The sequence below is a fragment of the Streptomyces sp. NPDC043867 genome, assembly GCF_056435845.1.
Window position 1 is genome coordinate 203,563 of record NZ_JBWKDS010000007.1, and the last position, 23,896, is coordinate 227,458.

A 23,896-nucleotide genomic window follows, 5' to 3' on the forward strand; every position below is an offset into this window, starting at 1 on the left:
TCTGTGCGATGACTCAACCTTCGTCTCCCAGGGGGGTCCGGCACATCGGGAGAGTTCCGCATCTTGAACGCGCGAGGGGCCTTAGACCGGCCGTGAACGGCTCACGGCGGCTCTAAGGCCCCTCAGGTGATGCGGGCTTCGCGGTGTCTCAGCTCGTGGAGGGCAGTCCGAGCAGCAGGTCGGAGTACTTGGCGACGGCGAGCAGCAGTCCGAGGACGCCGAGCGCGACGCCCGCCCAGGCGACCGACTTGATCCAGGGGGCCTGGGGCCTGCCGGGGGCGCCGAAGGCGGGCCGGGCCAGCACCACGGCGCCGACGATCAGGGCCGCCAGCGCGAAGAGGCCGCCGATCAGCGCGGTGGCCTGCCAGGCGTCCCCGTAGACCTCCTGGACCTGCTTGGCGACGCTCGCGGACGAGGAGGTCTGCAGCTGGCCGACGAGGGTCTCGCGCGCGGCGGCCACGGTGGCGACCCAGCTGCCGGTGAGCGAGACGACACCGAGTCCGGCGGAGACGACGGCGGCGGCGCCCTGGCCCACGCCGGACGCGGGCCCGGCGGCTTCCGGGGGCTCGGCGGCTTCGGGAGTCCCGGCGGCTTCCCGGTCCTCGGCCTGCGCCTCGGTCCCGTCCCGGTCCTGCTCCTCGGTCACCACCGGCACGGCGGTCTTGGTGACGTCCACGGTCTTCTCGTCGCTCTGCGCCTCGGTGCCGGTCTCGGTCCCGGCGTCGTCGGCTGTCTTGGTTCCCATGCGGGGCACGGTACGGACGGAGTCTGAGAGGTTTCTTAATGTTGTCTGTGTCCGTACATAACGATCGGCGCACGAGGTGACGCGGCCGACCCGGCCGTCCCCCGGCGCCGTCCCGTACGTCCGTCCTCACCCGGCACGTGCCGCCGTACGTCCGTCCTCACCCGGCACGTGCCGCCGTGCGTCCGTCGTCACCTGGCGGCGTCCGCCGCGTCCTGCCGCCGCTCGGCCGCCCGTGCGCCGGTCGGCGTGCGGTCGTCCGTGCGGCTCCCCGGGACGGCCGCACGGGAGACATGGGCGGCGCGGCACTCGGGCGGTTCGATGCTGATGCGCGGCAGCCGTCTGTCGAGCCAGCCCGGCAGCCACCAGTTGGCGCCGCCCAGCAGGTGCATCAGGGCGGGGACGAGCAGGGTGCGCAGGACGAAGGCGTCGAGGGCGACGGCCGCGGCGAGGGCGATGCCGAACATCGCGATGACGCGGTCGCCGCTGAGCACGAAGGCGAGGAAGACCGAGATCATGATGACGGCGGCCGAGTTGATGACACGGCTGGTCTCGGCGAGGCCGACCCGGACGGCCCGCCGGTTGTCGCCGGTCTCCAGCCACTCCTCGTACATCCGGCTGACCAGGAAGACCTGGTAGTCCATGGAGAGCCCGAAGAGGACCGAGACCATGATCACGGGCAGGAAGGGCTCGATCGGCCCGGCCCTGCCCAGTCCGAGCAGTTCGCTGCCCCAGCCCCACTGGAAGATCGCCACCACCACGCCGAAGGCCGCGGCCACGGCGGCGATGTTCATGACGGCGGCCTTCAGGGGGATGCCGAGGGACCGGAAGGCGACCAGGAGCAGGAGGCAGCCGAGTCCGATCACGACGCCCACGAACAGCGGGAGTTTGCCGACGATGACGTCCGCGAAGTCGTCGTAGCTCGCCGTCACCCCGCCGACGTGCAGATCTAGCGAGGTGCCCGTCCCGGCGCGCGGCAGCACCTCGCCCCGCAGCCGGTCGACGAGTTCGCTGGTCCGCCGGGACTGCGGCGCCGACTCCGGGACGACGGTGAGGTACGCGGTGTCGCCCGCGGAGTTGTACGTCGCCGGTGTCACCGCCGCGACGCCCTCGGTGGACCGGAGCGTGGCGTCGAGGTTGTCGAGCGCCAGCCGGTCCGCGCCGCCGCCGACGGGCGTGACGATGGTCAGCGGGCCGTTCCGGCCGGGCCCGAAGCCGTCGCCGATGAGGTCGTAGGCCTGCCGGGTGGTCGACGACGTGGGGCCGTTTCCCTGGTCGGAGGTGCCCAGGTGCAGGGAGAACGCGGGCAGCGCGAGCAGCGCCATGACGACGACGGCGAGGCCGCCGAGCAGCTTCGGCCGGCGCTCCACGAAGGCGGACCAGCGGGCGGCCAGTCCGGTCGGGATCTCCGGCTCGGGTCCGTGCTCGGACAGTCGTCGCCGCTCGCGCCGGTTCAGGGCGCGCGGGCCGATGAAGGACAGGAGGGCCGGCAGCAGGGTCACCGAGGCGGCGACGGTGAGGACCACGGTCAGGGAGGCCGCGACGGCCACTCCGTTGAGGAAACCGAGCCGCAGGATGAGCATGCCGAGCAGGGCGATGCAGACGGTGGCGCCCGCGAAGACGACCGCCCGGCCGGTGGTGGCCACGGCGTTCTGCGCGGCCTCGGCCACCGGGAGCCCGCGTCTGAGGCCCCGCCGGTGCCGGGTCACGATGAACAGCGCGTAGTCGATGCCCACCCCGAGCCCGACCAGCATGCCCAGCATGGGGGCGAAGTCGGCGACGGTCATGGCGTGCCCGAGGAGCACGATCGCGGCGTACGCGGTGCCGACGCCGACGAGCGCGGTGGCGATGGGCAGCATGGAGGCGGCGAACGAACCGAAGGCCAGGAAGAGGACCACGGCGGCGACGAGCACGCCGACGACCTCGGCGAGATGCCCGCCCGCCGGCTCGGTGGCCGCGACGGCGGTGCCGCCCAGTTCCACCTGGAGCCCGTCGGTCGCTGCGGCTCTGGCGGTGTCCACGACGGCCTGCGCCTCGGCCTTGCCGACGGTCTCGGCCCGGCCGTCGAAGGTGACCGCCGCGTACGCCGTACGTCCGTCGGCGCTGATCTGTCCGCTGTGCCGTCCCTCGTACGGGCTGACGACCGAGGCGACGCCGGGCAGGTCCGCGATCCGGTCCAGGGCGCGGGTCATCGTCTGCTCGACGTCGGCGGAGCGCACGGTGCCCGGGGTCGTGCGCCACACCACGGTGTCGCTGTCGCCGCCGAGGCCCGGGAAGCCGTCCCGCAGGAGCTGGAACGCGCGGCCGGACTCGGTGCCGGGGACCTCGTAGTCGTTCGAGTACGCGGAGCCCGTGACGGCGGCGGCCGCGGTGGTGCCGCCGAGGGCGAGAAGCCACAGCAGGACGGCGACGAGGCGGTGCCGGACACACCAGCGCGCAAGGGCTGCCACGGACGTGCTCCCTGAATGATGTACAAGTCTTTGATCGGGAACAGCCGACAATGTAACTGAACAGCCCGCAAAGAACGTATGAGCAATGTTCAGACACTCTTACAGCCGGAAAAGATCCTTTGTCCGTTTCGTGGGCTTACTCACAGGGCGGCGAGCCACCTCACAGGCCACGTCAGCGGGCTCGGTCGCTCACCGTGACGGCCGAGGACGCACCGAGGGGGACGCACCGGGATCGGCGCGTCCCCCTCGGGTCTACGGAGTTGTGGAACTCAGCCCTCGCCGACGCCCAGCTTCTCCAGGATCAGCTCCTTGACGCGGGCCGCGTCTGCCTGGCCCCGGGTGGCCTTCATGACCGCGCCGACGAGCGCGCCCGCGGCCTGGACCTTGCCGCCGCGGATCTTGTCGGCGATGCCCGGGTTGCCGGCGATGGCCTCCTCGACGGCCGCCGTCAGCGCGCCCTCGTCGGAGACGACCTTCAGACCGCGCTTGTCGACGACCTCGTCCGGGGTGCCCTCGCCGGCGAGGACGCCCTCGATGACCTGGCGGGCGAGCTTGTCGTTCAGGTCGCCGGCGGCGACCAGCTGCGCCACCCGGGCGACCTGCGCCGGGGTGATCGGGAGGTCCTCCAGGGGCCGGCCCGACTCGTTGGCGCTGCGGGCCAGTTCGCCCATCCACCACTTGCGGGCGGAGGCGGCGTCGGCACCGGCCTCGATCGTGGCGACGATCGGGTCGATCGCGCCCGCGTTGAGGATCGACTGCATGTCGTGGGCGTTCACGCCCCACTCCTCGCGCAGCCGGTTGCGGCGGGCCAGCGGCTGCTCGGGCAGCCCCGCGCGCAGTTCCTCGACCCACTCGCGGGACGGGGCGACGGGGACGAGGTCGGGCTCCGGGAAGTACCGGTAGTCCTCGGCCTCCTCCTTCACCCGGCCCGAGGTCGTGGACCCCGTGTCCTCGTGGAAGTGGCGGGTCTCCTGGATGATCGTGCCGCCGGAGGAGAGGACAGCGGCGTGGCGCTGGATCTCGTACCGGGCCGCACGCTCCACGGAGCGCAGCGAGTTGACGTTCTTCGTCTCGCTGCGCGTGCCGAACTTCTCCCGGCCGTGCGGGCGCAGCGACAGGTTGACGTCGCAGCGCATCTGGCCCATCTCCATGCGGGCCTCCGACACACCGAGCGCCTTGATGAGCTCGCGCAGCTCCGCGACGTACGCCTTGGCGACCTCGGGAGCGCGCTCGCCCGCGCCCTCGATCGGCTTGGTGACGATCTCGATGAGCGGGATGCCGGCGCGGTTGTAGTCGAGGAGCGAGTGGGAGGCGCCGTGGATGCGGCCGGTGGCACCGCCCACGTGCGTGGACTTGCCGGTGTCCTCCTCCATGTGGGCGCGCTCGATCTCCACGCGGAAGACCTCGCCGTCCTCCAGCTGGACGTCCAGATAGCCGTTGAAGGCGATCGGCTCGTCGTACTGGGAGGTCTGGAAGTTCTTCGGCATGTCCGGATAGAAGTAGTTCTTCCGGGCGAAGCGGCACCACTCGGCGATCTCGCAGTGCAGGGCGAGGCCGATCTTGATGGCGGACTCGACACCGATCGCGTTCACCACGGGCAGCGCGCCGGGCATGCCGAGGCAGGTCGGGCAGGTCTGCGCGTTGGGCTCGGCGCCCAGCGTGGTGGAACAGCCGCAGAACATCTTCGTCTTGGTGCCGAGTTCGACATGGACTTCGAGGCCCATGACGGGGTCGTACGACGCCAGCGCGTCCTCGTACGACACCAGGTCGGTCGTGGTGGTCACGGTGAAAACTTCCCTCTCAGCCCAGCAGGACGTCGTCGTCGCCCAGGCGCTTGAGCTCCCGGTAGAGGATGGCGAGGCCGGTGACGATGGCGGCGGCGGACACGGCCGCGTCGATCAGCCGCAGGGTGTCGCTCTCGAGCCGGGCCTTTTTGGCCTGCTTGGCGACACTCAGGGCGCCGAACGCGGTGGTCGCGATGGACAGGTACGTGCCGGACTTGGACTTCTTGAAGCCCTTGGCCTTGGTCAGTGCGGTCACAGCGACGGAGCCTCCTCGATCAGTGGGTGCCCCCACCTTTCCACGAAGGCGGCCTCGACGGCGGCGCCGACCTTGTACAGCCTGTCGTCCTTCATCGCGGGGGCGATGATCTGCAGGCCGACCGGGAGGTTGTCCTCCGGCGCGAGACCGCAGGGCAGGGACATGGCCGCGTTGCCCGCCAGGTTGGTCGGGATGGTGCACAGGTCCGCGAGGTACATCGCCATCGGGTCGTCGGCGCGCTCGCCGATCGGGAAGGCGGTGGTGGGCGTGGTCGGCGAGACGATCACGTCGACCTGCTCGAACGCCTTCTCGAAGTCGCGCGTGATGAGCGTGCGGACCTTCTGGGCGCTGCCGTAGTAGGCGTCGTAGTAGCCGCTGGACAGCGCGTACGTGCCGAGCATGATGCGGCGCTTGACCTCGTCGCCGAAGCCCGCCTCACGGGTGACGGCGGTGACGTCCTCGGCCGAGCGGGTGCCGTCGTCACCGACGCGCAGGCCGTAGCGCAGGCCGTCGAAGCGCGCGAGGTTCGAGGAGCACTCGGAGGGCGCGATCAGGTAGTACGCCGACAGGGCGAGGTCGAAGGACGGGCAGTCCAGCTCGACGATCTCGGCGCCGAGCTCCTTCAGCAGGGCGACCGACTCGGTGAACCGCTGGACGACACCGGCCTGGTAGCCCTCGCCGGAGAACTGCCTGACGACACCGACACGCATGCCGGCCACGCTGCCGTTGCGGGCGGCCTCGACGACCGGCGGGACCGGCGCGTCGATGGAGGTGGAGTCGAGCGGGTCGTGCCCGGCGATGACCTCGTGCAGCAGGGCCGCGTCCAGGACCGTACGGGCGCAGGGGCCGCCCTGGTCGAGGGAGCTGGAGAAGGCGACCATGCCGTAGCGCGAGACGCCGCCGTACGTCGGCTTGACGCCGACGGTGCCGGTGACGGCCGCAGGCTGGCGGATCGAGCCGCCCGTGTCCGTGCCGATGGCCAGCGGCGCCTGGAAGGAGGCGAGCGCCGCGGACGAACCGCCGCCGGAGCCGCCCGGGATGCGGGTGAGGTCCCACGGGTTGCCGGTCGGGCCGTACGCGCTGTTCTCGGTGGAGGACCCCATGGCGAACTCGTCCATGTTGGTCTTGCCGAGGATGACGACGTCGGCGTCCTTCAGCCGCTTGGTGACGGTCGCGTCGTACGGCGGGATCCAGCCCTCGAGCATCTTGGAGCCGACCGTGGTCGGGACGCCCTCGGTGGTGAAGATGTCCTTGAGCGCGAGGGGCACGCCGGCGAGGGGGCCGAGCCGCTCGCCCCGCTCCCGCTTGGCGTCGACGGCGCGGGCCTGGGCCAGCGCGCCCTCGCGGTCGATGTGCAGGAAGGCGTGGACCTTCTCGTCGACCGCGCCGATGCGGGCGAGGTGGGCCTCGGTGACCTCGACGGCGGTGAGCTCACCGGCGGCGATCCTGCCGGCGATCTCCGCGGCGGTCAGCCTGATGATGTTGACGTTGGTGTCCGTCATGGTGATTAGTCCTCCCCCAGGATCTGCGGCACCTTGAAACGCCGCTGCTCCTGGGCCGGGGCGCCGGAGAGCGCCTGCTCGGGGGTGAGCGACGGACGGACCTCGTCCGCACGCATGACGTTCGTCAGCGGCAGCGGGTGAGAGGTCGGCGGTACGTCTTGGTCGGCGACCTCGCTGACGCGGGCGACCGCGCCGATGATGTCGTCGAGCTGGCCTGCGAAGTGGTCGAGCTCTTCGCCCTTCAGCTCCAGACGCGCCAGCCGTGCGAGGTGGGCGACCTCCTCGCGCGTGATGCCAGGCATGCAGATCCTCTGGGGTGAGTGAGTGTGGTGTGGCCCCAATCCTATGGCGCCGGTACGGGTGCCCGCGCACGGGTTTCCCCGGGACCCCGGCAGGGACACGGAGGCGGCACGGACGCAGGCCACCGACGACGGACGGACGCCGACGGCGAGCAGGCCCCCCGAGAGAGCCCGACCTGTCGGGAGACGGTCAGGGGCGGCGCGCGGGACAAGACCACTCACGAACGGACGGACGCCGACGGCGATGAGGCCCCACGAGAGAGCCCGACCTGTCGGGAGACGGTCACGGGCGGCGCGCGGGACAAGACCACTCACGAACGAACGGACGCCGACGGCGATGAGGCCCCACGAGAGAGCCCAGCCTGCCGGAAGTCGGTCACGGGCGGCGCGCGGGACAAGACCACTCACGAACGGACGGACGCCGACGGCGATGAGGCCCCACGAGAGAGCCCGACCTGTCGGGAGACGGTCACGGGCGGCGCGCGGGACAGGACCACTCACGAACGGACGGACGCCGACGGCGATGAGGCCCCACGAGAGAGCCCAGCCTGCCGGAAGTCGGTCACGGGCGGCGCGCGGGACAAGACCACTCACGAACGGACGGACGCCGACGGCGATGAGGCCCCACGAGAGAGCCCGACCTGTCGGGAGACGGTTACGGGTGGTGCGTGGGCGGGCAACAACCCGGCCGAAGGCCGGCAGGACGCGCACCCGCGGACAAGGGAGACCTACTCCGCCGCGGGCAACGCGGCGCGAGGCCGCTGCCACCCCCGGACCCCCCGCGCGAGCAACCACGCCGTGGCCTCCTCCGGAGGCATCGCCGCAGCGACCAGCCACCCCTGAACGGCATCGCAGCCGAGGTCCCGCAACCGCTCCCACGTCTCGTCGTCCTCGACCCCCTCGGCGACGACGAGCAGCCCGAGCGAATGCGCGAGGTCCACGGTGCAGCGCACGATCGCCGCGTCCTCGGCGTCGACGGCCAGCCGCGCGACGAACGACCGGTCGATCTTCAGTTCGCTGACGGGCAGCCGCCGCAGGTGCACCAGCGAGGAGTAGCCGGTGCCGAAGTCGTCGAGCGACATCTTCACGCCGTGCCCGGTGAGCGCGGCCAGCGTGTCGGCGGCACGTTGCGGGTCCTCGAGCAGCACGTGTTCCGTGATCTCCAGCTGGAGAGCCCCGGCGGGCACCCCGTGCCGGGCGAGCCGGGCGGCGACCGAGCCGGCGAACCCGGGCGTGTGGACGTCGCGCGGCGACACGTTCACCGCGACCGGCACGTACAGTCCCTGCGCCCGCCAGCGCGCGACCTGCGCGAGGGCCGTCTCCAGCACGTACTCCGTGAGGTGCGGCATCAGCCCGGACGACTCGGCGATGGCGATGAACTCGTCCGGCGGCACCTTCCCCCGCTCGGGATGCACCCAGCGGACCAGGGCCTCGAGCCCGGCCACCTGCCCGTCGAAGCGGACCTTGGGCTGGTAGTGCAGTTCGACGTCACCGGTGTCCAGGGCCCGGCGCAGGTCGCCCAGCAGGCCCAGCCGGTCCGGGGTGTTCGAGTCCCGCTTGGACTCGTAGACCTCGACGCCGGTGCGGTCCCGCTTGGCCTGGTACATCGCGACGTCCGCGCGGCGCAGCAGCCCCTCCGCGTCGAGTGCGTGGTCGGGGAAGACGGCGAGGCCGGCGCTGGCCTCCAGGACGAGGGTGAGCCCGTCGAGGTCGAGCGGCGAGCCGAGGGCGGCGACGAGCCCGCGGGCGACCCGCGTGGCGGACGTCGTGGAGTCCGCGACCGGCAGTAACACGGCGAACTCGTCCCCGCCGAGGCGTGCGGCCTCCGCGCCGCGCGGCAGGGCGAGCCGCAGCCGGTCGGCGATCTGCAGCAGCAGCCGGTCCCCGGCGAGATGCCCCAGCGTGTCGTTGACCGAGCGGAAACGGTCGAGGTCGATCAGCATCAGGGCGGCACGGGCCCCGATCCGCTCGGCGTCGTCCAGCGCGGTCCAGGTCCGTTCGAGGAGCCACTGCCGGTTGGGGAGCCCGGTCAGCGGGTCGCGCAGCTGCTCCTCCGCGCGGGCGCGGGCGATCCACAGGGTGGAGTCGAGCGCGATGAGCGGGATCGAGAACAGCGGCAGCAGCAGCGGGAGTGCTTGTGCGACCACGCATATGAGGGGTGCGATGCCCAGCAGGGCGACCGCGACGAGACCCTGCCGGGCCAGGGCGGTGCGCGCGACGGTGGGCAGCCCGCCGGTGCGGGGCGCGTGCAGGTACCAGAGCAGGGCGCGGGTGACGGCGAGATAGCCGCCGGCGACGAGGACCACCTGGGGTGCCGCGTAGAGGGTCCAGGTCTGCGGGTCCCAGGGCGTCTCGACGGACGGGACCCGGCCGAAGGCGGCCAGGACCAGGGCGCCGGCGCCGATGCCGAGGATGTCGATTGCGCCGTGCAGGACGCCCTGCCGCCAGCGGTTGCGGCGGGCGATGCCGACGAGCACGACCACGGTGAGGCTGACCATGCCGGCCGGCACCCAGCCGTACAGCAGCAGGACGGCGAGGGTGAGGGCGGCGCCGGAACCCGTGCCGCCCCACCAGCGGGAGCGGCCGAGGGCGACGAGGTGGCCGACGATGACACCGGTCAGCACCGCCAGCGACCAGCCCGCGGTGCCGGACGGGAAGAGGGCGTGCTGCCCGCTGAACGCGCGGTAGAAGCCGGCGCCGAGGACGAGAACGGCCACCGCGACGACCGCGGGCGGCAGGGGCGGCCAGGACCGGTGTCGCTCGGTCTCCTGGCCGGGCAGGCCGGTGCCGCGCGCGGTGGTGTGCCCGTAGGAACTCGGGGAGTCCCCGACGGTGAGCTGGGCGACGCCGCGGGCGTCCGTGCTCGCACCCGCCGACGGCCGCCCCGTCCGGAGTCCGGCCAGCCAGGCGCCGGACATCCGGCGCAGGCGCAGCCGGGAGCCCGGAGCGGCGCTCTCGGTCGGTTCCATTCCCGTCCCTCTCACAGCCGGCGGTGCCCACGCCACGCGGTCCGGTGCGGGCGAACCCCAGCGGTACCGCGTCGGAAAACCCTTCCCCGGCTCCTGAGGAGCGCGGGGACGCGCCGGCCGCAACCGGGCACGGCGGGCGCGCATCTCAACAGTAGGCCGCGGAAGGCTTCCACGGGCAGCGGTCGTCGACGGTTGCCCGAATGCGACCCGGCCACCCGTATGCATCTGATATGCGCCGAACGGGTGGCCCTCAACCGCTACTCCTCGGTCGGAAGTGCGAGTTCAGCGGCGGCTTCCGGCCCTTGTCCGAGCAGGACCGCGAAACCTTCCTCGTTCAGAACCGGAACCTTCAGCTGCATTGCCTTGTCGTATTTCGACCCGGGGTTGTCGCCCACCACGACGAAGGACGTCTTTTTCGAGACGGAACCGGTCACTTTCGCGCCCCGGCTCTGCAGTGCCTCCTTCGCGCCGTCCCGCGTGTGGTGTTCGAGGGTGCCGGTGACGACGACCACCAGGCCCTGCAGGGGGCGCGGCCCCTCCTCCTCGCCGGAGCCCTCCTCCTCCATGCGCACCCCGGCGGCCCGCCACTTGCGGAGGATCTCCTGGTGCCAGTCGACCGCGAACCACTGCTTCAGCGAGGCCGCGATGATCCCGCCCACGCCGTCGGTGCCGGCCAGCTCCGCCTCCGTGGCCTGTTCGATGCGGTCGATCGAGCGGAACTCGCGGGCCAGGGCCTCGGCCGCGACCGGTCCGACATGACGGATCGACAGGCCGGTGAGCACGCGGGCGAGCGGGCGCTGCTTGGCCGCGGCGATGTTCTCCAGCATGGCGAGGGCGTTCTTCTTCGGCTCGCCCAGCTGGTTGGCGAAGACGGTGACGACCTTCTCCTCGCCCGTCTTCGGGTCGCGCTTGGGCAGACCGCTGTCCTGGTCGAGGACGTACGCCTTGATGGGCAGCAGCTGCTCGATGGTGAGGTCGAAGAGGTCGCCCTCGTCCACGAGCGGCGGCTCGGCGGGCTCCAGCGGCTTGGTGAGGGCCGCGGCGGCGACGTAGCCGAAGTTCTCGATGTCGAAGCTCTTGCGACCGGCCAGGTAGAAGAGGCGCTCGCGCAACTGGGCGGGGCAGGTGCGGCTGTTCGGGCAGCGCAGGTCGATGTCGCCCTCCTTGGCGGGCGCCAGCGGCGTGCCGCACTCGGGGCACTCGGCCGGCATCACGAACTCCCGCTCGCTGCCGTCGCGCAGGTCGACGACCGGCCCGAGGATCTCCGGGATCACGTCACCCGCCTTGCGCAGCACCACCGTGTCCCCGATGAGGACGCCCTTGGCCTTCACCACGTCCTGGTTGTGCAGGGTCGCGAACTCGACCTCGGAACCGGCCACGGTCACGGGCTCGACCTGCGCGTACGGCGTGACGCGTCCCGTGCGGCCGACGCCGACCCGGATGTTGACGAGCTTGGTGTTGACCTCTTCGGGCGCGTACTTCCAGGCGATGGCCCAGCGGGGGGCGCGCGAGGTGGAGCCGAGGCGTCCCTGGAGCGGGATCTCGTCGAGCTTGACGACCACGCCGTCGATCTCGTGCTGCACGGAGTGGCGGTTCTCGCCGAAGTCCGCGATGAACTCCCGTACGCCGTCGAGGTCGTCGACCACCCTGTTGTGCTGGGCGGTGGGCAGGCCCCAGGTCTTCAGCAGCTCGTACGCCTCCGACAGACGGGTCATGCCGTCGAAGCCCTCGAGGGCGCCGATGCCGTGCACCACCATGTGGAGCGGCAGGGTCGCGGTGACCTTGGGGTCCTTCTGGCGCAGCGAACCCGAGGCGGAGTTGCGGGGGTTGGCGTACGGCTTCTCGCCCGCGGCCAGCCGGCGGGCGTTGAGGTCCTGGAAGGCCTCCATCGGGAAGTAGACCTCGCCGCGGATCTCCACGAGCCGTGGGACGCGGTCACCCTTCAGCCGGTGCGGGATCTCCGAGATCGTCATCACGTTGGGTGTGATGTCCTCGCCGGTCCGGCCGGTGCCGCGGGTGGCCGCGCGGGTGAGCCGGCCGTCCTCATAGGTGAGGTTCACCGCGAGGCCGTCGACCTTGAGTTCGCACAGCAGGTGGTAGTCGGGCGTACCGACGTCCTTGGCCACCCGCTCGGCCCAAGCCGCGAGCCCCGCGTCGTCGAAGACGTTGTCGAGGGAGAGCATGCGTTCGCGGTGCTCCACCTCGGCCAGTTCGGTCTCGTACTCGACGGCGACCTTCTGGGTCGGGGAGTCCGGCGTCCGCAGCTCCGGATACTCCTCCTCCAGCGCCTCGAGGGACCGCAGCAGCTCGTCGAACTCCGCGTCGCTGACGACGGGAGCGTCCTTCACGTAGTACCGGAAGCGGTGCTCCTCGATCTGCTCGGCGAGCTGCGCGTGCTTCTCCCGTGCCTCGGTGGGCGGGGCTTGCGCGGTCGAGGCGGTCTGTGCGTCCTGGTCGCCGGCCACCGTGTCGTCCTCCCGTTACTCAGGGTTGTCCGCGAGGGATCTCGCCGCCCGGGCGCAGTGGGCGAGCGCCGTGCGCGCGTACTCGGGGGAGGCCCCCGCGAGCCCGCACGACGGAGTGATCGTGACCGTCTCCGTGAGAAGCCCCGGATTCAGTCCCAGCCTGCGCCACAGCGTCCTGACACCCATGACGCTACCGGCAGGGTCCGACAATGGGGCGTCCGTGCCCGGCACGACGCCGGCGAAGAGCCGGGTGCCGCCTTCCACCGCTTCCCCGATCGCGTCGTCGTCACGCTCGGTGAGCAGCGAGAGGTCGAAGGAGATCGCCGCGGCGCCCGCCCGGCGCAGGAGCGCGAACGGCACGTCGGGTGCGCACGCGTGCACGACGACCGGTCCCCCGTCGTGCACGCCGATGACGTCACGCAGGGTGGACTCGATGACCTGGCGGTCGACGGCGCGGTGCGTGCGGTATCCGCTGGCGCTCTTCACCCGGCCGCGCAGTACGGCGATGAGGGAGGGCTCGTCGAGCTGGAGGACGACGTCGGCGCCCGGTACGCGCCGCCGGACCTCGGCGAGGTGTGTCCGCAGCCCCTCGGCGAGTGATCCGGCGAGGTCCCGGCAGGCTCCCGGGTCGGAGAGCGCCACCTCGCCGTTGCGCAGTTCCAGCGCGGCGGCCAGGGTCCAGGGCCCGACGGCCTGCACCTTCAGCGGCCCCGTGTAGCCCTGGGTGAACTCCTCGAAGGCGTCCAGGTCCTCGCCGAGCCAGGACCTCGCCCGCCTGGTGTCCCGTCCGGGCCGGTCGCCGATGCGCCAGCCGCTGGGCTCCACGCGCGCGTACAGCTCGACGAGCATCCCGGCGGTCCGCCCGATCATGTCGGCGCCGGGGCCCCGCGCGGGCAGTTCGGGCAGGAACGGGAAGTCCTCGGACGACCCGACGACGGTCTTGGCGGCCTCTCGGGGGTCGCCGCCCGGCATGGATCCGACGCCGGTCGCCGGCCCGGACCTGAACACGCTGTTTTCGCTCACCCCGGCAGCCTACGGAATCCCTCTGCCGAGGTCAGCGGCCCGGTCGTACCGTCAGGTCGTTGACCTCGGCATCGCGCGGAAGGTCGAGGGCCATGACGATCGCCGTGGCGACCGACTCCGGGTCGATCCAGCGGGCGGCCTCGTACTCCTTGCCCTCCTGCCGGTGCACCTTGGCCTGCATGGGGCTGGCCGTGCGGCCGGGGTAGACCGAGGTGACGCGGACGCCGTTGTCGTGCTCCTCGTGCCGCAGGGCGTCGGCCAGCGCCTTCAGGCCGTGCTTGGAGGCCGCGTACGCGGACCAGTCGGCGTGCGCGCTCAGTCCGGCGCCGGAGTTGACGAACACCACGTGCCCCTGGGCGAGCCGGAGCTGGGGCAGGAAGTGGCGGGTCAGCTCGGCGGGGGCGATCAGGTTGACGTTGAGCTGGTGGCGCCAGGACTTGGGGGTCAGCTCGCCGACGGGGCCGAGGTCGACCACGCCGGCGATGTGCAGGAGCGAGTCGATCCGGTCGGGGAGCGACTGGTGCGAGAAGGCCCAGGAGAGCTTGTCCGGGTCCGCGAGGTCGCCGACCAGGGTGCGCGACCCCGGGTACTCCCCCGCGAGTTCCTTCGCGCGGCCCGCGTCGCGCGCGTGCAGCACGAGTTCGTCCCCGCGCGCGTGGAGGCGGCGCGCGACGGCCGCGCCGATGCCGGAGCCCGCCCCGGTGATCAGATGTGTAGGCATGTCCGCCATGCTCGCATCACTGCGTGCCCAGGCTCTCCTCGAGGTAGGCGAGCGCGCCCACCGGCTCCTCGGCGAAGAAGACCAGGTCGGTGAGGGGCCGGGGCAGGAAGCCCTCGTCCTCCATGCGCCGGAACTGCTCCTTGAGGCCGTCGTAGAAGCCCGCGGTGTTGAGCAGCACCACCGGCATCTCCGTCATGCCGTGTTTCTTCATCTCCAGGATCTCGGTCGCCTCGTCGAGGGTCCCCGTGCCGCCGACCATGATCACGACGGCGTCCGCCTTGTTCAGGAGCAGCGCCTTGCGTTCGGCGAGGTCACGCGCGACGACCATCTCGTCGGCGCCCTCGCGTGCCTTGGCCGACAGGAAGCCGACGGAGACGCCCAGCAGCCGCCCTCCGGCCTCCTGCACGCCGTCGGCGACCACCTTCATCAGGCCGACGTCGGAGCCGCCCCACACGAGGGTGTGGCCGCCCTTGCCGAGCAGTTCCGCGAACTCGCGCGCGGGGCGGGTGTAGCGGTCGTCGAGGTCGGCGGCGGAGAGGAAGACGCAGATGTTCATGGGTCCACCGTACGAGGGGGAAGAACTCCGGTCCCGCGGGTGCTGTCCGGGTATGACTGAAGGACACACGATCACGATCGAGCAAGGCACGGAACGCGTACGCGTCGTGCACGGCGGCCGGGTCCTGGCGGAGAGCGAACGGCCGCTGCTGCTGCGCGAGACGGGCTGTCCCGTGCGCTACTACCTCCCGCCGGAGGACGTCCGCCTCGACCTGCTGACGCCCTCGCGGACCCACACGCACTGCCCGTTCAAGGGGACGGCGTCGTACTGGTCGCTGCCTGACGCGCCCGATCTGGTGTGGGCGTACCCCGATCCCAGGCCGGAAGTCGCGCGGATCAAGGACCACCTCTGCTTCTACGAGGTGGAGGCCGGCTGACCCGGGAGGGAACGGGACCGGCCGCCCGCGGGTCGGTCCGCGGGCGGCCGGCGATCATGGGGGAGCGGGGCGGCCGTCAGACGGCGGCCCTCGTCGCGCGCGTGGTCGTCGCGATCGTCGCCGAGCCGACCACGCGTGTGCCGTCGTACAGGACGACGGCCTGGCCGGGCGCGACGCCCCGGACGGGCTCCGTGAACGTGACCTCCAGCGTGCCGTCGACCAGTTCGGCCGCCACCTCGGTCTCTCCGCCGTGGGCGCGGAGCTGGGCGGTGTACGTGCCGGGGCCGGCCGGCGCGGCGCCGCACCAGCGGGGCTTTATGGCCGTCAGGGCGGTGACGTCCAGGGCGTCCGCAGGGCCGACCGTCACCGTGTTGTCCACCGGCGAGATGTCCAGGACATAGCGGGGCTTGCCGTCGGGGGCCGGGGTGCCGATGCGCAGGCCCTTGCGCTGGCCGATGGTGAAGCCGTACGCGCCCTCGTGCGTGCCGAGCCTGGCGCCGGACTCGTCGACGATGTCGCCCTCCGCCCTGCCCAGGCGGGCGGCCAGGAAGCCCTGGGTGTCGCCGTCGGCGATGAAGCAGATGTCGTGCGAGTCGGGCTTCTTGGCCACCGCCAGGCCCCGGCGCTCGGCCTCGGCGCGGATCTCGTCCTTCGTCGTGACGGTGTCGCCGAGCGGGAAGAGCGCGTGCGCCAGCTGGCGGTCGTCGAGCACACCGAGGACGTACGACTGGTCCTTGGCCATGTCGGAGGCGCGGTGCAGCTCGCGCGTGCCGTCCTCGCGGACGATCACCTGGGCGTAGTGGCCGGTGCAGACGGCGTCGAAGCCGAGGGCGAGGGCCTTGTCGAGGAGCGCCGCGAACTTGATCTTCTCGTTGCAGCGCAGGCAGGGGTTCGGGGTGCGCCCGGCCTCGTACTCGGCGACGAAGTCCTCGACCACGTCCTCGCGGAAGCGGTCGGCGAGGTCCCACACGTAGAACGGGATGCCGATGACGTCCGCGGCGCGGCGGGCGTCGCGCGAGTCCTCGATGGTGCAGCAGCCGCGCGCGCCCGTGCGGAAGGACTGCGGGTTCGCCGACAGGGCGAGGTGCACTCCGGTGACGTCGTGCCCGGCCTCGGCGGCGCGGGCGGCGGCGACGGCGGAGTCCACGCCGCCGGACATGGCGGCGAGTACGCGAAGGGGGCGGGGGCGCTGCGGGGTCTCAGTCATAGCTCCTCCAGGGTACGGGGCGCCGGGAACCGAAGCTCGCGCGTATCCGTTGAAGATCGCATGGGGGAGACGAGCGGCGGGCCCGGCGGGGGCCGCGCGGACGCAGACCGGCGCCTGGGGCGCCGGGCCCTGCTCATCGGCGGCACGGCGGCCGCGGTGGGCAGCCTCGCGCTGGCCCGCGACGAGCTGGCGCATCTGTGGTGGCGGCTGCCCGGGGTGGAGAAGCCGCGCGAGGCGGGCGCGGTCGACTTCGCGGGCGCCCGCTGGGTGGCGGCGTCACCGGCGAACTGGCGGCGCGCCGACCGGCCCGACGACTACGGCATCGACCGGGTGGTCGTGCATGTCACGCAGGGCAGTTTCCGGGACGCGGTGAAGGTCTTCCAGGATCCGGGGCACGGCGCGGCCGCGCACTACGTGGTGCGCAGGGACGGGCAGGTCACGCAGATGATCCGCGAGCTGGACGTGGCCTTCCACGCGGGCAACCGCGACTACAAGGAACGCAGCGTCGGCATCGAGCACGAGGGGTTCGTCGACCGCGCCGCGTCCTTCACGGACGCGATGTACGCCGCCTCGGCGCGGCTGGCGGCCGGGATCTGCGAGCGGTACGGGATACCCGTGGACCGGGAGCACCTCGTCGGGCACGTCGAGGTCCCGGGCACGGATCACACGGACCCGGGGCCGCTCTGGGACTGGGACCGGTACCTGCGGCTGGTGCGGCGCGCGCGGGCGGCGACGGCCTGACGCGCGCCCCTCGCTGCCGGCCGGGGTCTCTAGGGCCTGTCGTTTGGATCATGCCGGCGTCGCGGGGTCTGGCACGCACATCTGCGGCGTTGTCGTCGGTCGCCGACGCTCCGCGTCGACTCCCTCCTCCGCCTTGCAGCTGCACGCGCCAGACCCCGCTCGGGTCGGTCAGGACGAACCGGCGGTCACAGCCAGCCTGATCCAAACGACAGGCCCTAGCTGAGTCCCGCCGTACGGGCGCGTTCCACCGCCGGGCCGATCGCCCGGGCCACGGCTTGGACGTCGGCCTCCGTCGAGGTGTGGCCGAGGGAGAAGCGCAGGGTGCCGCGGGCCAGGTCGGGATCGGTGCCGGTGGCCAGGAGGACGTGGCTGGGCTGGGCGACGCCCGCGGTGCACGCCGAACCGGTGGAGCACTCGATGCCCTGGGCGTCGAGCAGGAGCAGCAGAGAGTCGCCTTCGCAGCCCGGGAAGGTGAAGTGCGCGTTGGCCGGCAGCCGGCCGGCGGCCGCGGGGTCGCCGCCGAGCAGGGCGTCCGGCACGGCCTTGCGGACGGCGTCCACGAGGTCGTCGCGCAGGGCCCCGATCTCCCGCGCGAACCACTCACGCCGCTCGGCGGCCAGCCGCCCGGCGACGGCGAAGGAGGCGATGGCGGGCACGTCGAGGGTTCCGGAGCGCACGTGCCGCTCCTGGCCGCCGCCGTGCAGGACGGGTACGGGGGTGTACTCGCGGCCCAGCAGCAGCGCGCCGATGCCGTAGGGCCCGCCGATCTTGTGGCCCGACACCGTCATCGCGGCGAGCCCGGAGGCGCCGAAGTCGACGGGGACCTGACCGAAGGCCTGGACGGCGTCCGCGTGCAGCGGGACGTCGAACTCGGCGGCGACGTCGGCCAGTTCACGGACCGGCATGACCGTACCGATCTCGTTGTTGGCCCACATGACGGTGGCGAGCGCGACGTCGTCGGGATTGCGGGCGACGGCCTCGCGCAGCGCGTCGGGGTGGACGCGGCCGTACGCGTCGACCGGGAGGTATTCCACGGTGGCGCCCTCGTGCTCGCCGAGCCAGTGGACGGCGTCGAGGACGGCGTGGTGCTCGACCGGGCTCGCGAGAACGCGGGTGCGGGCGGGGTCGGCGTCGCGGCGGGCCCAGTACAGGCCCTTGACGGCGAGGTTGTCGGCCTCGGTGCCGCCGGCGGTGAGGACCACCTCGCTGGGGCGTGCGCCGAGGGCGTCCGCCAGGGTCTCGCGGGATTCCTCGACCGTCCGCCGGGCGCGGCGGCCGGCGGCGTGCAGGGAGGAGGCGTTGCCCGTGATGCCGAGCTGGGCGGTCAGGGCCTCTGCCGCCTCGGGAAGCATCGGGGTGGTCGCGGCGTGGTCGAGGTAAGCCATGGTGGGCCCGATTCTACGGGCCCGTCGTCCGGCGGCTCGGTCCGGCGGTGTGCGGCCGTCCCGGTGGGCGCTCAGAAGCTCCAGGACACCGTGTTGTCGGCGTGCATGAACGCCAGCAGGACGATCAGGTCGGCGGCGCCGAGGCCCAGGCCGAGCAGGGCGCGGCCCTTGCGGGCGGTGCCGCGCCACAGGGCGACGGAGGCGAGGATGATGGCGATCGGGCCCAGGAAGAGGTTCAGGACCAGCAGGCCGACGAGGCCGAGGATGAACGAGGCGACGGCCATGCCGTCGGTGTCCCGGGCTCCGGTGCGGTGGGTGGGTCCGGCGGTGAGTTCCATGAGGTGGGTCAGCTCCCAGCGGTCGGTGGGCGGGGTCGGGGCGCGGCCGGTCGGAAGGGCGCTCGTCAGTGGGCGGAGGTGCCGCGTCGGCGGGAGTGCCGCTCGCGGGCCGCGAAGACGGCCAGCCAGAGGCCGATGACGGCGGCGGCGACGAGGGTCAGGGACAGCGGCGCGTGGGCCACGGTGCCCATGACGACGCCGAGCAGCAGCAGGGCGGCGACGAGGATCAGCATGACGTTCCTCTCGTGGGGTGGGGCAACACCGCGGATGTTTCGCGGACTTGACGCTCCAGTGAACAGTTGTAGTTACAGTTGTTCACTGACTTAGGAGTCTAGCGCGTCCGGCGGCTTTTCAATTCCAGAGAACAGTTGTTAACTGCATGGCATGAGTCACACCCTCGGCATCCGGCAGGCGCAGAAGCAGAAGACCCGGCAGGCGCTCCTGGACGCGGCGCTCGGCCTGCTGGAGGAGCAGAGCCTGAGCAGCCTCGGGCTGCGCGAGGTCACCCGCGCGGTCGGCGTCGCCCCGACCGCGTTCTACCGGCACTTCCGCTCCACCGCGGATCTCGGGGTGGCGCTGGTGGAGGAGGCGCTGGGCAGCCTGCACCCGATGATCGGGCACACGGTGTCCGCGGCCGACGACAGCGACGAACGCATAGCGCGCGCGGTCGGCCTGATCGCCCGTCACGTGGAGTCGTTCCCGGCGCACGTCCGCTTCATCGCGCGGGAGCGGCACGGCGGCGTGCAGCCCGTGCGCGAGGCCATCAGCAGTCAACTGGCCCGTTTCTCGGAGGAAGTGCGGACGGAACTGGCCAAACACGCCGAGTCCGCGGGGTGGAGCGATGACGACCTGCTGATGCTCGCGGCGCTGTACGTGGACCAGATGCTGATGACCGCCTCGCTCTTCCTGGAGGCGCTGGAGGCGTCCGAGGAGGAGCGGGACCGGGTGGCGCGCGTCGCGAGCCGTCAGATGCGGCTGATCAGCATCGGCCGCCGCCACTGGCTGGGCTGACCGCCACGGGCGGCGCACCCCGGGCACGCCGCCCGCTGCTCGCCGCCGCCTCCTCGCCGCCGGTCCCGGTCTCGTGCCCGTGCCCGCGTCCGCGTCCGGGCACGGGCACGGGCACGAGTACGGCTACGGGTACGGGTAGCGGTCAGCCCTGTCCCGCCTGGCCGCCCTGCCCCTGCTGCCCGCCGCCGGGACCCCCGCAGCCGCCGCCGGGGCCGCCGCTCGGCGCACCGGACGGCATGCCCGTCGGGGCACCGGAGGGGGCCTTGCCCGTGGGGGTGCCGGTGGGCGCCCCGGACGAGGCACCCGAGGGCGCCTTGCCGGTGGGCGCCCCGGACGGTCCCCCGCCCGGCATGCCGGGAGGCCGACCGCAGCTCTGCTGACCGGAGTCGCCCTTCGTCGAGGACGACGAGTCGTCCGAGCCGCAGGCCGCCAGCAGGGGCGACAGCACGAGCAGGGTGACGGCGGGGACGAGGCGTAGGCGCTTCATGTGGAGCAACCCGGAAGATGAAGGGTTTCTGAGAGGCGTATGCAAGCAACCGCCCATGGGCCCGGGATGGGTTCGCGCTGTGCCCGGCCTGTGGTTCGGGCAAAGCCGGTCCCAACAGGCCCGGTTGACCTGCCCCTTTACGAACCCGCCCCGCTCTCCGTCCGGTACAGCTCCGTGACGGCGGCCGCCGCGGCGGCCAGCTCCGCACGCACCTCGGGCGGTGACAGCACCTCGATCCGGTCGGCGAAGGCGAGCAGGGAGCGGGCCTCCTGGACGACGCCGTACGACAGTCTGGCGGTCACCCACTCGCTCTCGCCGTCGTCCTCGGGCAGCTCCCTGAGGGCCGCCGCGTGGAGACGCAGGAACATGTCGAGGCGGGACCGCAGCACCCGGACCGTGACGTCGACGCCGCCCGGCCGCTCCTCCACCTGGCGGCGCACCACGTCCCAGGCGTCGGCGAGTTCCACGCCGGGGCGGCGCCTGACCGGATCGGCCAGGAGCGTGGCCGAGCGCACCCGGTCCGCGCGGAACAGCCGCGGCTCTCCGCGCCGGTCGGCGACGAGGTACCAGACGCCCGCCTTGGACACGAGCCCGTAGGGATCGACGGTGTACCGGCTCGGCTCGGTCCGTCCGCTGTGCCGGTAGCGCAGCAGCAGCCGGCGGTCGGCGAACACCGCGTCCTGCAGCACGTCCAGGTCGACGGCCGGCTGCGGTCCGCCCTTCCAGCGGGTCGCGTCGACCAGCACGCGCCGGCTGGTGGCCTCGGCGGCCGGCCGGTGCGGGGCGGGCAGCGCCGCCATCACCTTGCGCAGGGCCGAGCCGAGCGCGGCGTCCAGCCCGAGCGCCGCGTGCGCCCCCTGGGCGGCCAGGATGAACAGCGCGCGGGACTCGTCGGCGGTCAGCCCGGTGACGTCCGTACGGAATCCGGCGAGCAGTTCGATGCCGCCGTGCCGGCCGCGCTCGGCGTACACCGGGACACCGGAGGCCGACAGCGCCTCGATGTCCCGGTAGATGGTGCGCACCGACACCTCCAGCCGGCCGGCGAGTTCGCGCGCGGGGACCCGGCCGCGGGTCTGCAGCAGCAGCAGGATGGAGAGCAGGCGGTCCGACTTCACCGGCCCAGGATTCCGCGCCGCCCGGTCCGCCGCAAATGCTGACGGAGACTGTCAGGTTATGCGGGGAGAGTCGGCACATCGGCTCCCGGAGCCGGTACATCGGGCCCCGGTGAGATCCGGACGGTCCCTGCGGCATCCACGGCACGCCGAACGGCACCCGCGGAGCACGGCGGGATCACACCGGCCCGACGTCATCCGAACGCGACACGACGAGAGGTGCGCCATGAACGCCGCCCCCGACCCCCGCCCCCTGTACGCCCGCGCCGCGGAGCAGATCGCCGCGCTGATCGGGACGGTCGGCGCGGACCGGCTGACCGGGCCGACGCCGTGCGCCGAGTACGACGTGCGGCGGCTGCTGTCGCACATGGTCGGCGGCACCCGTCGGATCGCCCTGATCGGTGAGGGCGGCGACGGACTCGCCCTGAGCCCGTACGCCGACGAGGTCCCGGACGACGGCTGGAGCGCCGCGTACGCCGAGGCCGCCGAGCGGGTACGGCGGGCCTGGGCCGAGGACGCCCGTCTGGACGCCGTGGTGCGGGTGCCCTGGGGCGAGGCTCCGGGACGCGCCGCCCTGTCGGGTTACGTGATGGAGGCCGTCACGCACGCCTGGGATCTCTCGGAGTCCCTCGGCCGCCCGCTCGAACTCGACCCGGAGCTCGCCGAGTTCGCCCTCGCCGTGGCCCGCCGGGTGCTGCCCGAGGGGCAGCGTGCGGACGGCGAGCACTTCGGGTCGGCGGTACCGGTCCCCGAAGGAACCGACACCTACGGGCAGTTGGCGGCCTGGCTGGGCCGCCGCCCCCTGGTCACCGCGTGAGCGGGCTCAGCCGAGCCTGACGCGGGCGAGCTGACGGGACTGCGCGACCAGCCGGTCCGCGCTGTCCCACACCTCGGCGTCCTCCTCCAGGAAGCCGCCGGCGAGGTTGCGGGTGGTGATGGAGACCCGCAGGGGTCCCGGCGCCGGAAGGCACCGCACGTGCGCCGTCAGCTCGACCGTCGGCACCCAGCCGGACAGGCCCAGCTCGAAGGCGGTCGGCGGCAGCGCGTCGACCGCGAGGAGCAGCGAGAAGGGGTCGGCGTCGCGGCCGTCGGCGAGACCGAACCAGGACCGCATCTCCCCCTTGCCGGACGGCGATCCGAGGGCCCAGCCCAGCGTCGAGGGGTCGAGCTTGAGCATCAGCCGGTCGGTGATGGCGGAGCTGCCGGGCACGGGCGCCGGACCGTCCTCGGGCCCGAAGCACTGCTCCATGGGCGGGATGGCGGGCGGTCGCGCCGTCGTGCGGACGTCCTCGGGCAGCGCGCCCAGGTCCCCGTACGAGGCGAGCACGCGGATCCGCTCGACCTCGCGCCCCTCGTCGTCGTACTGGAAGAGGGAGGCCTGGCCGGTCGACAGGGTGCGGCCGGTCCGTACGACGTCCGTGCGGACGACCGCCGGGCCCGGCTGGGACGCGGTCAGGTAGTGCGCGGAGATCGTGAACGGGTGGGGGTGCGGCAGGGCGTCCCCGAGCGCGCGGCCGAGGACGGCCAGCAGATAACCGCCGTTGACGGCGCTGATGATCGTCCACCCGGCGGACAGGTCGATGTCGTAGACGCCGGGTTCGCGCAGGGTCACCGCGGTGTCGCGGTCGAACTCGCTGTCGCCGACCGTGGCTCGCGTGGCCTGTACGGAAGCTGCTTCTGACATACCTGAACCGTACAACAGGAGATTACTAAGCAGTAGCTTTTTCGTTGAGATCCCGTGGAACGTGCACTCAGTCGTCCGTCTCCTGCACGGTCGAGCGCCGGTTCCAGGCGCGCGGCGCCCGCCAGTGGAACCGCATCGCGAGCAGCCGCAGCACGAACGCGGTCACCACGGCCAGCCCGCTGGTGAACGGCGACAGCGCGTCGTAGCGGATGCACAGGGCCACCATCGTGGCGCCGACGATGGCCGGCACCGCGTACAGGTCGCGGTCCCAGCGGAGCAGCGAGGGCACCTCGTTGGCCAGGACGTCGCGCAGCACGCCGCCGCCGACCGCCGTGGCCAGCCCCAGCGCCGCGGACGGCGTGAGGCCGAGGCCGTACGTGTACGCCTTCGTCGTGCCGGCGACGCAGAAGAGGCCGAGTCCGGCCGCGTCGAAGACGTTCACCCCGGCCTGGATCCGCTCCACCTGCGGGTGGAGGAAGAAGACGAGCAGGGCGGCGAGCAGCGGGGTGATGAAGTACCCCAGGTCCGTGAAGGCTGCCGGCGGCACCGCCCCGATGATCAGGTCGCGGAACAGCCCGCCGCCCAGCGCGGTGACCTCGGCGAGCACGGCGATGCCGAAGACGTCGAAGTTCTTGCGGACGGCCAGCAGGGCGCCGGAGATGGCGAAGACGAAGATGCCGACCAGGTCGAGCGTGTGCTGGACGGAGGGGCTGAACAGTTGCTGAAGCACCCGACATTCTTACGCACGGCGAAAGGGACGGGAGAGCGCGCCCGCGCTCTCCCGTCCC

Annotated in this window: 23 protein-coding genes; 4 read left to right on the forward strand and 19 right to left on the reverse strand. The window is 72.5% G+C overall.

All coding sequences use genetic code 11. From position 1 onward, the window contains the following. Window positions 1-148 precede the first annotated feature (148 nt). The 11 genes from AC069T_RS09815 to AC069T_RS09865 form a co-directional block, all read right to left on the reverse strand. Complete coding sequence (locus AC069T_RS09815; protein WP_478782223.1) at window positions 149-745, reverse strand: hypothetical protein; 597 nt, start codon at window positions 743-745, stop codon at window positions 149-151. 188 nt (window positions 746-933) lie between these two features. After that, the gene (locus AC069T_RS09820; protein ID WP_478782224.1) at window positions 934-3,192 is read right to left on the reverse strand and encodes an MMPL family transporter; all 2,259 of its coding nucleotides are present in this window, start codon (window positions 3,190-3,192) and stop codon (window positions 934-936) included. A gap of 269 nt (window positions 3,193-3,461) precedes the next feature. After that, window positions 3,462-4,976 (reverse strand): Asp-tRNA(Asn)/Glu-tRNA(Gln) amidotransferase subunit GatB, encoded by a 1,515-nt coding sequence (gene gatB, locus AC069T_RS09825; protein ID WP_478782225.1) that lies wholly within the window; start codon window positions 4,974-4,976, stop codon window positions 3,462-3,464. 16 nt (window positions 4,977-4,992) lie between these two features. Then, complete coding sequence (locus tag AC069T_RS09830) at window positions 4,993-5,232, reverse strand: hypothetical protein (protein ID WP_478782226.1); 240 nt, start codon at window positions 5,230-5,232, stop codon at window positions 4,993-4,995. Then, window positions 5,229-6,734, reverse strand: a complete 1,506-nt coding sequence (gene gatA / locus AC069T_RS09835) for an Asp-tRNA(Asn)/Glu-tRNA(Gln) amidotransferase subunit GatA (RefSeq protein WP_478782227.1) — start codon at window positions 6,732-6,734, stop codon at window positions 5,229-5,231. The genes AC069T_RS09830 and gatA overlap by 4 nt, the downstream gene beginning before the upstream one ends. A 5-nt stretch (window positions 6,735-6,739) precedes the next feature. Beyond that, window positions 6,740-7,036, reverse strand: coding sequence for an Asp-tRNA(Asn)/Glu-tRNA(Gln) amidotransferase subunit GatC (gene gatC, locus AC069T_RS09840; RefSeq protein WP_190154674.1), 297 nt, complete (start codon window positions 7,034-7,036; stop codon window positions 6,740-6,742). Between the two features lie 725 nt (window positions 7,037-7,761). Then, a complete protein-coding gene (locus AC069T_RS09845) occupies window positions 7,762-10,002 on the reverse strand; it encodes a putative bifunctional diguanylate cyclase/phosphodiesterase (RefSeq protein ID WP_478782228.1) in 2,241 nt (746 codons plus the stop codon). A gap of 257 nt (window positions 10,003-10,259) precedes the next feature. Beyond that, window positions 10,260-12,467, reverse strand: a complete 2,208-nt coding sequence (ligA, locus tag AC069T_RS09850) for an NAD-dependent DNA ligase LigA (protein WP_478782229.1) — start codon at window positions 12,465-12,467, stop codon at window positions 10,260-10,262. 15 nt (window positions 12,468-12,482) lie between these two features. After that, the gene (locus tag AC069T_RS09855) at window positions 12,483-13,490 is read right to left on the reverse strand and encodes a methionine synthase (protein WP_478782230.1); all 1,008 of its coding nucleotides are present in this window, start codon (window positions 13,488-13,490) and stop codon (window positions 12,483-12,485) included. 31 nt (window positions 13,491-13,521) lie between these two features. Continuing rightward, complete coding sequence (locus AC069T_RS09860; protein WP_478782231.1) at window positions 13,522-14,211, reverse strand: SDR family oxidoreductase; 690 nt, start codon at window positions 14,209-14,211, stop codon at window positions 13,522-13,524. A 16-nt stretch (window positions 14,212-14,227) separates the two neighbouring features. Further along, window positions 14,228-14,767 (reverse strand): LOG family protein, encoded by a 540-nt coding sequence (locus tag AC069T_RS09865; RefSeq protein ID WP_478782232.1) that lies wholly within the window; start codon window positions 14,765-14,767, stop codon window positions 14,228-14,230. Window positions 14,768-14,819: 52 nt separating this feature from the next. Between AC069T_RS09865 and AC069T_RS09870 the strand changes: the two genes are divergently transcribed. Beyond that, a complete protein-coding gene (locus AC069T_RS09870; protein WP_478782233.1) occupies window positions 14,820-15,143 on the forward strand; it encodes a DUF427 domain-containing protein in 324 nt (107 codons plus the stop codon). 76 nt (window positions 15,144-15,219) lie between these two features. On the opposite strand, the gene mnmA is transcribed toward AC069T_RS09870, so the two are convergent. Continuing rightward, complete coding sequence (gene mnmA / locus AC069T_RS09875) at window positions 15,220-16,350, reverse strand: tRNA 2-thiouridine(34) synthase MnmA (protein WP_478782234.1); 1,131 nt, start codon at window positions 16,348-16,350, stop codon at window positions 15,220-15,222. 60 nt (window positions 16,351-16,410) lie between these two features. On the opposite strand from mnmA, the gene AC069T_RS09880 reads away from it, so the two are divergent. Continuing rightward, window positions 16,411-17,091, forward strand: a complete 681-nt coding sequence (locus AC069T_RS09880) for an N-acetylmuramoyl-L-alanine amidase (protein ID WP_478782235.1) — start codon at window positions 16,411-16,413, stop codon at window positions 17,089-17,091. A gap of 215 nt (window positions 17,092-17,306) precedes the next feature. Here AC069T_RS09880 and AC069T_RS09885 read toward each other — a convergent pair whose 3' ends face one another. The 3 genes from AC069T_RS09885 to AC069T_RS09895 form a co-directional block, all read right to left on the reverse strand. Next, the gene (locus tag AC069T_RS09885) at window positions 17,307-18,476 is read right to left on the reverse strand and encodes a cysteine desulfurase family protein (protein WP_358853632.1); all 1,170 of its coding nucleotides are present in this window, start codon (window positions 18,474-18,476) and stop codon (window positions 17,307-17,309) included. 71 nt (window positions 18,477-18,547) lie between these two features. Beyond that, window positions 18,548-18,814 carry a DUF4190 domain-containing protein gene (locus AC069T_RS09890; protein ID WP_358853631.1) on the reverse strand — a complete coding sequence of 89 codons (267 nt, stop codon included), beginning with the start codon at window positions 18,812-18,814 and terminating at the stop codon, window positions 18,548-18,550. Between the two features lie 65 nt (window positions 18,815-18,879). Continuing rightward, window positions 18,880-19,047, reverse strand: coding sequence for a hypothetical protein (locus tag AC069T_RS09895; protein WP_478782236.1), 168 nt, complete (start codon window positions 19,045-19,047; stop codon window positions 18,880-18,882). A gap of 151 nt (window positions 19,048-19,198) precedes the next feature. Here AC069T_RS09895 and AC069T_RS09900 point away from each other — a divergent pair, with 151 nt between their 5' ends. Next, the gene (locus tag AC069T_RS09900; RefSeq protein WP_478782237.1) at window positions 19,199-19,825 is read left to right on the forward strand and encodes a TetR family transcriptional regulator; all 627 of its coding nucleotides are present in this window, start codon (window positions 19,199-19,201) and stop codon (window positions 19,823-19,825) included. A gap of 142 nt (window positions 19,826-19,967) precedes the next feature. Here AC069T_RS09900 and AC069T_RS09905 read toward each other — a convergent pair whose 3' ends face one another. Together AC069T_RS09905 and AC069T_RS09910 are read right to left on the reverse strand one after the other, a co-directional pair. Continuing rightward, window positions 19,968-20,312 (reverse strand): hypothetical protein, encoded by a 345-nt coding sequence (locus tag AC069T_RS09905; protein WP_478782238.1) that lies wholly within the window; start codon window positions 20,310-20,312, stop codon window positions 19,968-19,970. Window positions 20,313-20,449: 137 nt separating this feature from the next. Next, on the reverse strand, window positions 20,450-21,427 hold the full coding sequence (locus AC069T_RS09910) for a helix-turn-helix transcriptional regulator (RefSeq protein WP_478782239.1): 978 nt from the start codon (window positions 21,425-21,427) through the stop codon (window positions 20,450-20,452). Window positions 21,428-21,650: 223 nt separating this feature from the next. Here AC069T_RS09910 and AC069T_RS09915 point away from each other — a divergent pair, with 223 nt between their 5' ends. Continuing rightward, the gene (locus tag AC069T_RS09915) at window positions 21,651-22,241 is read left to right on the forward strand and encodes a TIGR03086 family metal-binding protein (protein WP_478782240.1); all 591 of its coding nucleotides are present in this window, start codon (window positions 21,651-21,653) and stop codon (window positions 22,239-22,241) included. A 6-nt stretch (window positions 22,242-22,247) separates the two neighbouring features. Here AC069T_RS09915 and AC069T_RS09920 read toward each other — a convergent pair whose 3' ends face one another. Together AC069T_RS09920 and AC069T_RS09925 are read right to left on the reverse strand one after the other, a co-directional pair. Beyond that, window positions 22,248-23,108, reverse strand: coding sequence for a thioesterase family protein (locus tag AC069T_RS09920; protein ID WP_478782241.1), 861 nt, complete (start codon window positions 23,106-23,108; stop codon window positions 22,248-22,250). Window positions 23,109-23,175: 67 nt separating this feature from the next. Beyond that, on the reverse strand, window positions 23,176-23,838 hold the full coding sequence (locus AC069T_RS09925) for a trimeric intracellular cation channel family protein (protein WP_358853624.1): 663 nt from the start codon (window positions 23,836-23,838) through the stop codon (window positions 23,176-23,178). Between the last annotated feature and the right edge of the window lie 58 nt (window positions 23,839-23,896).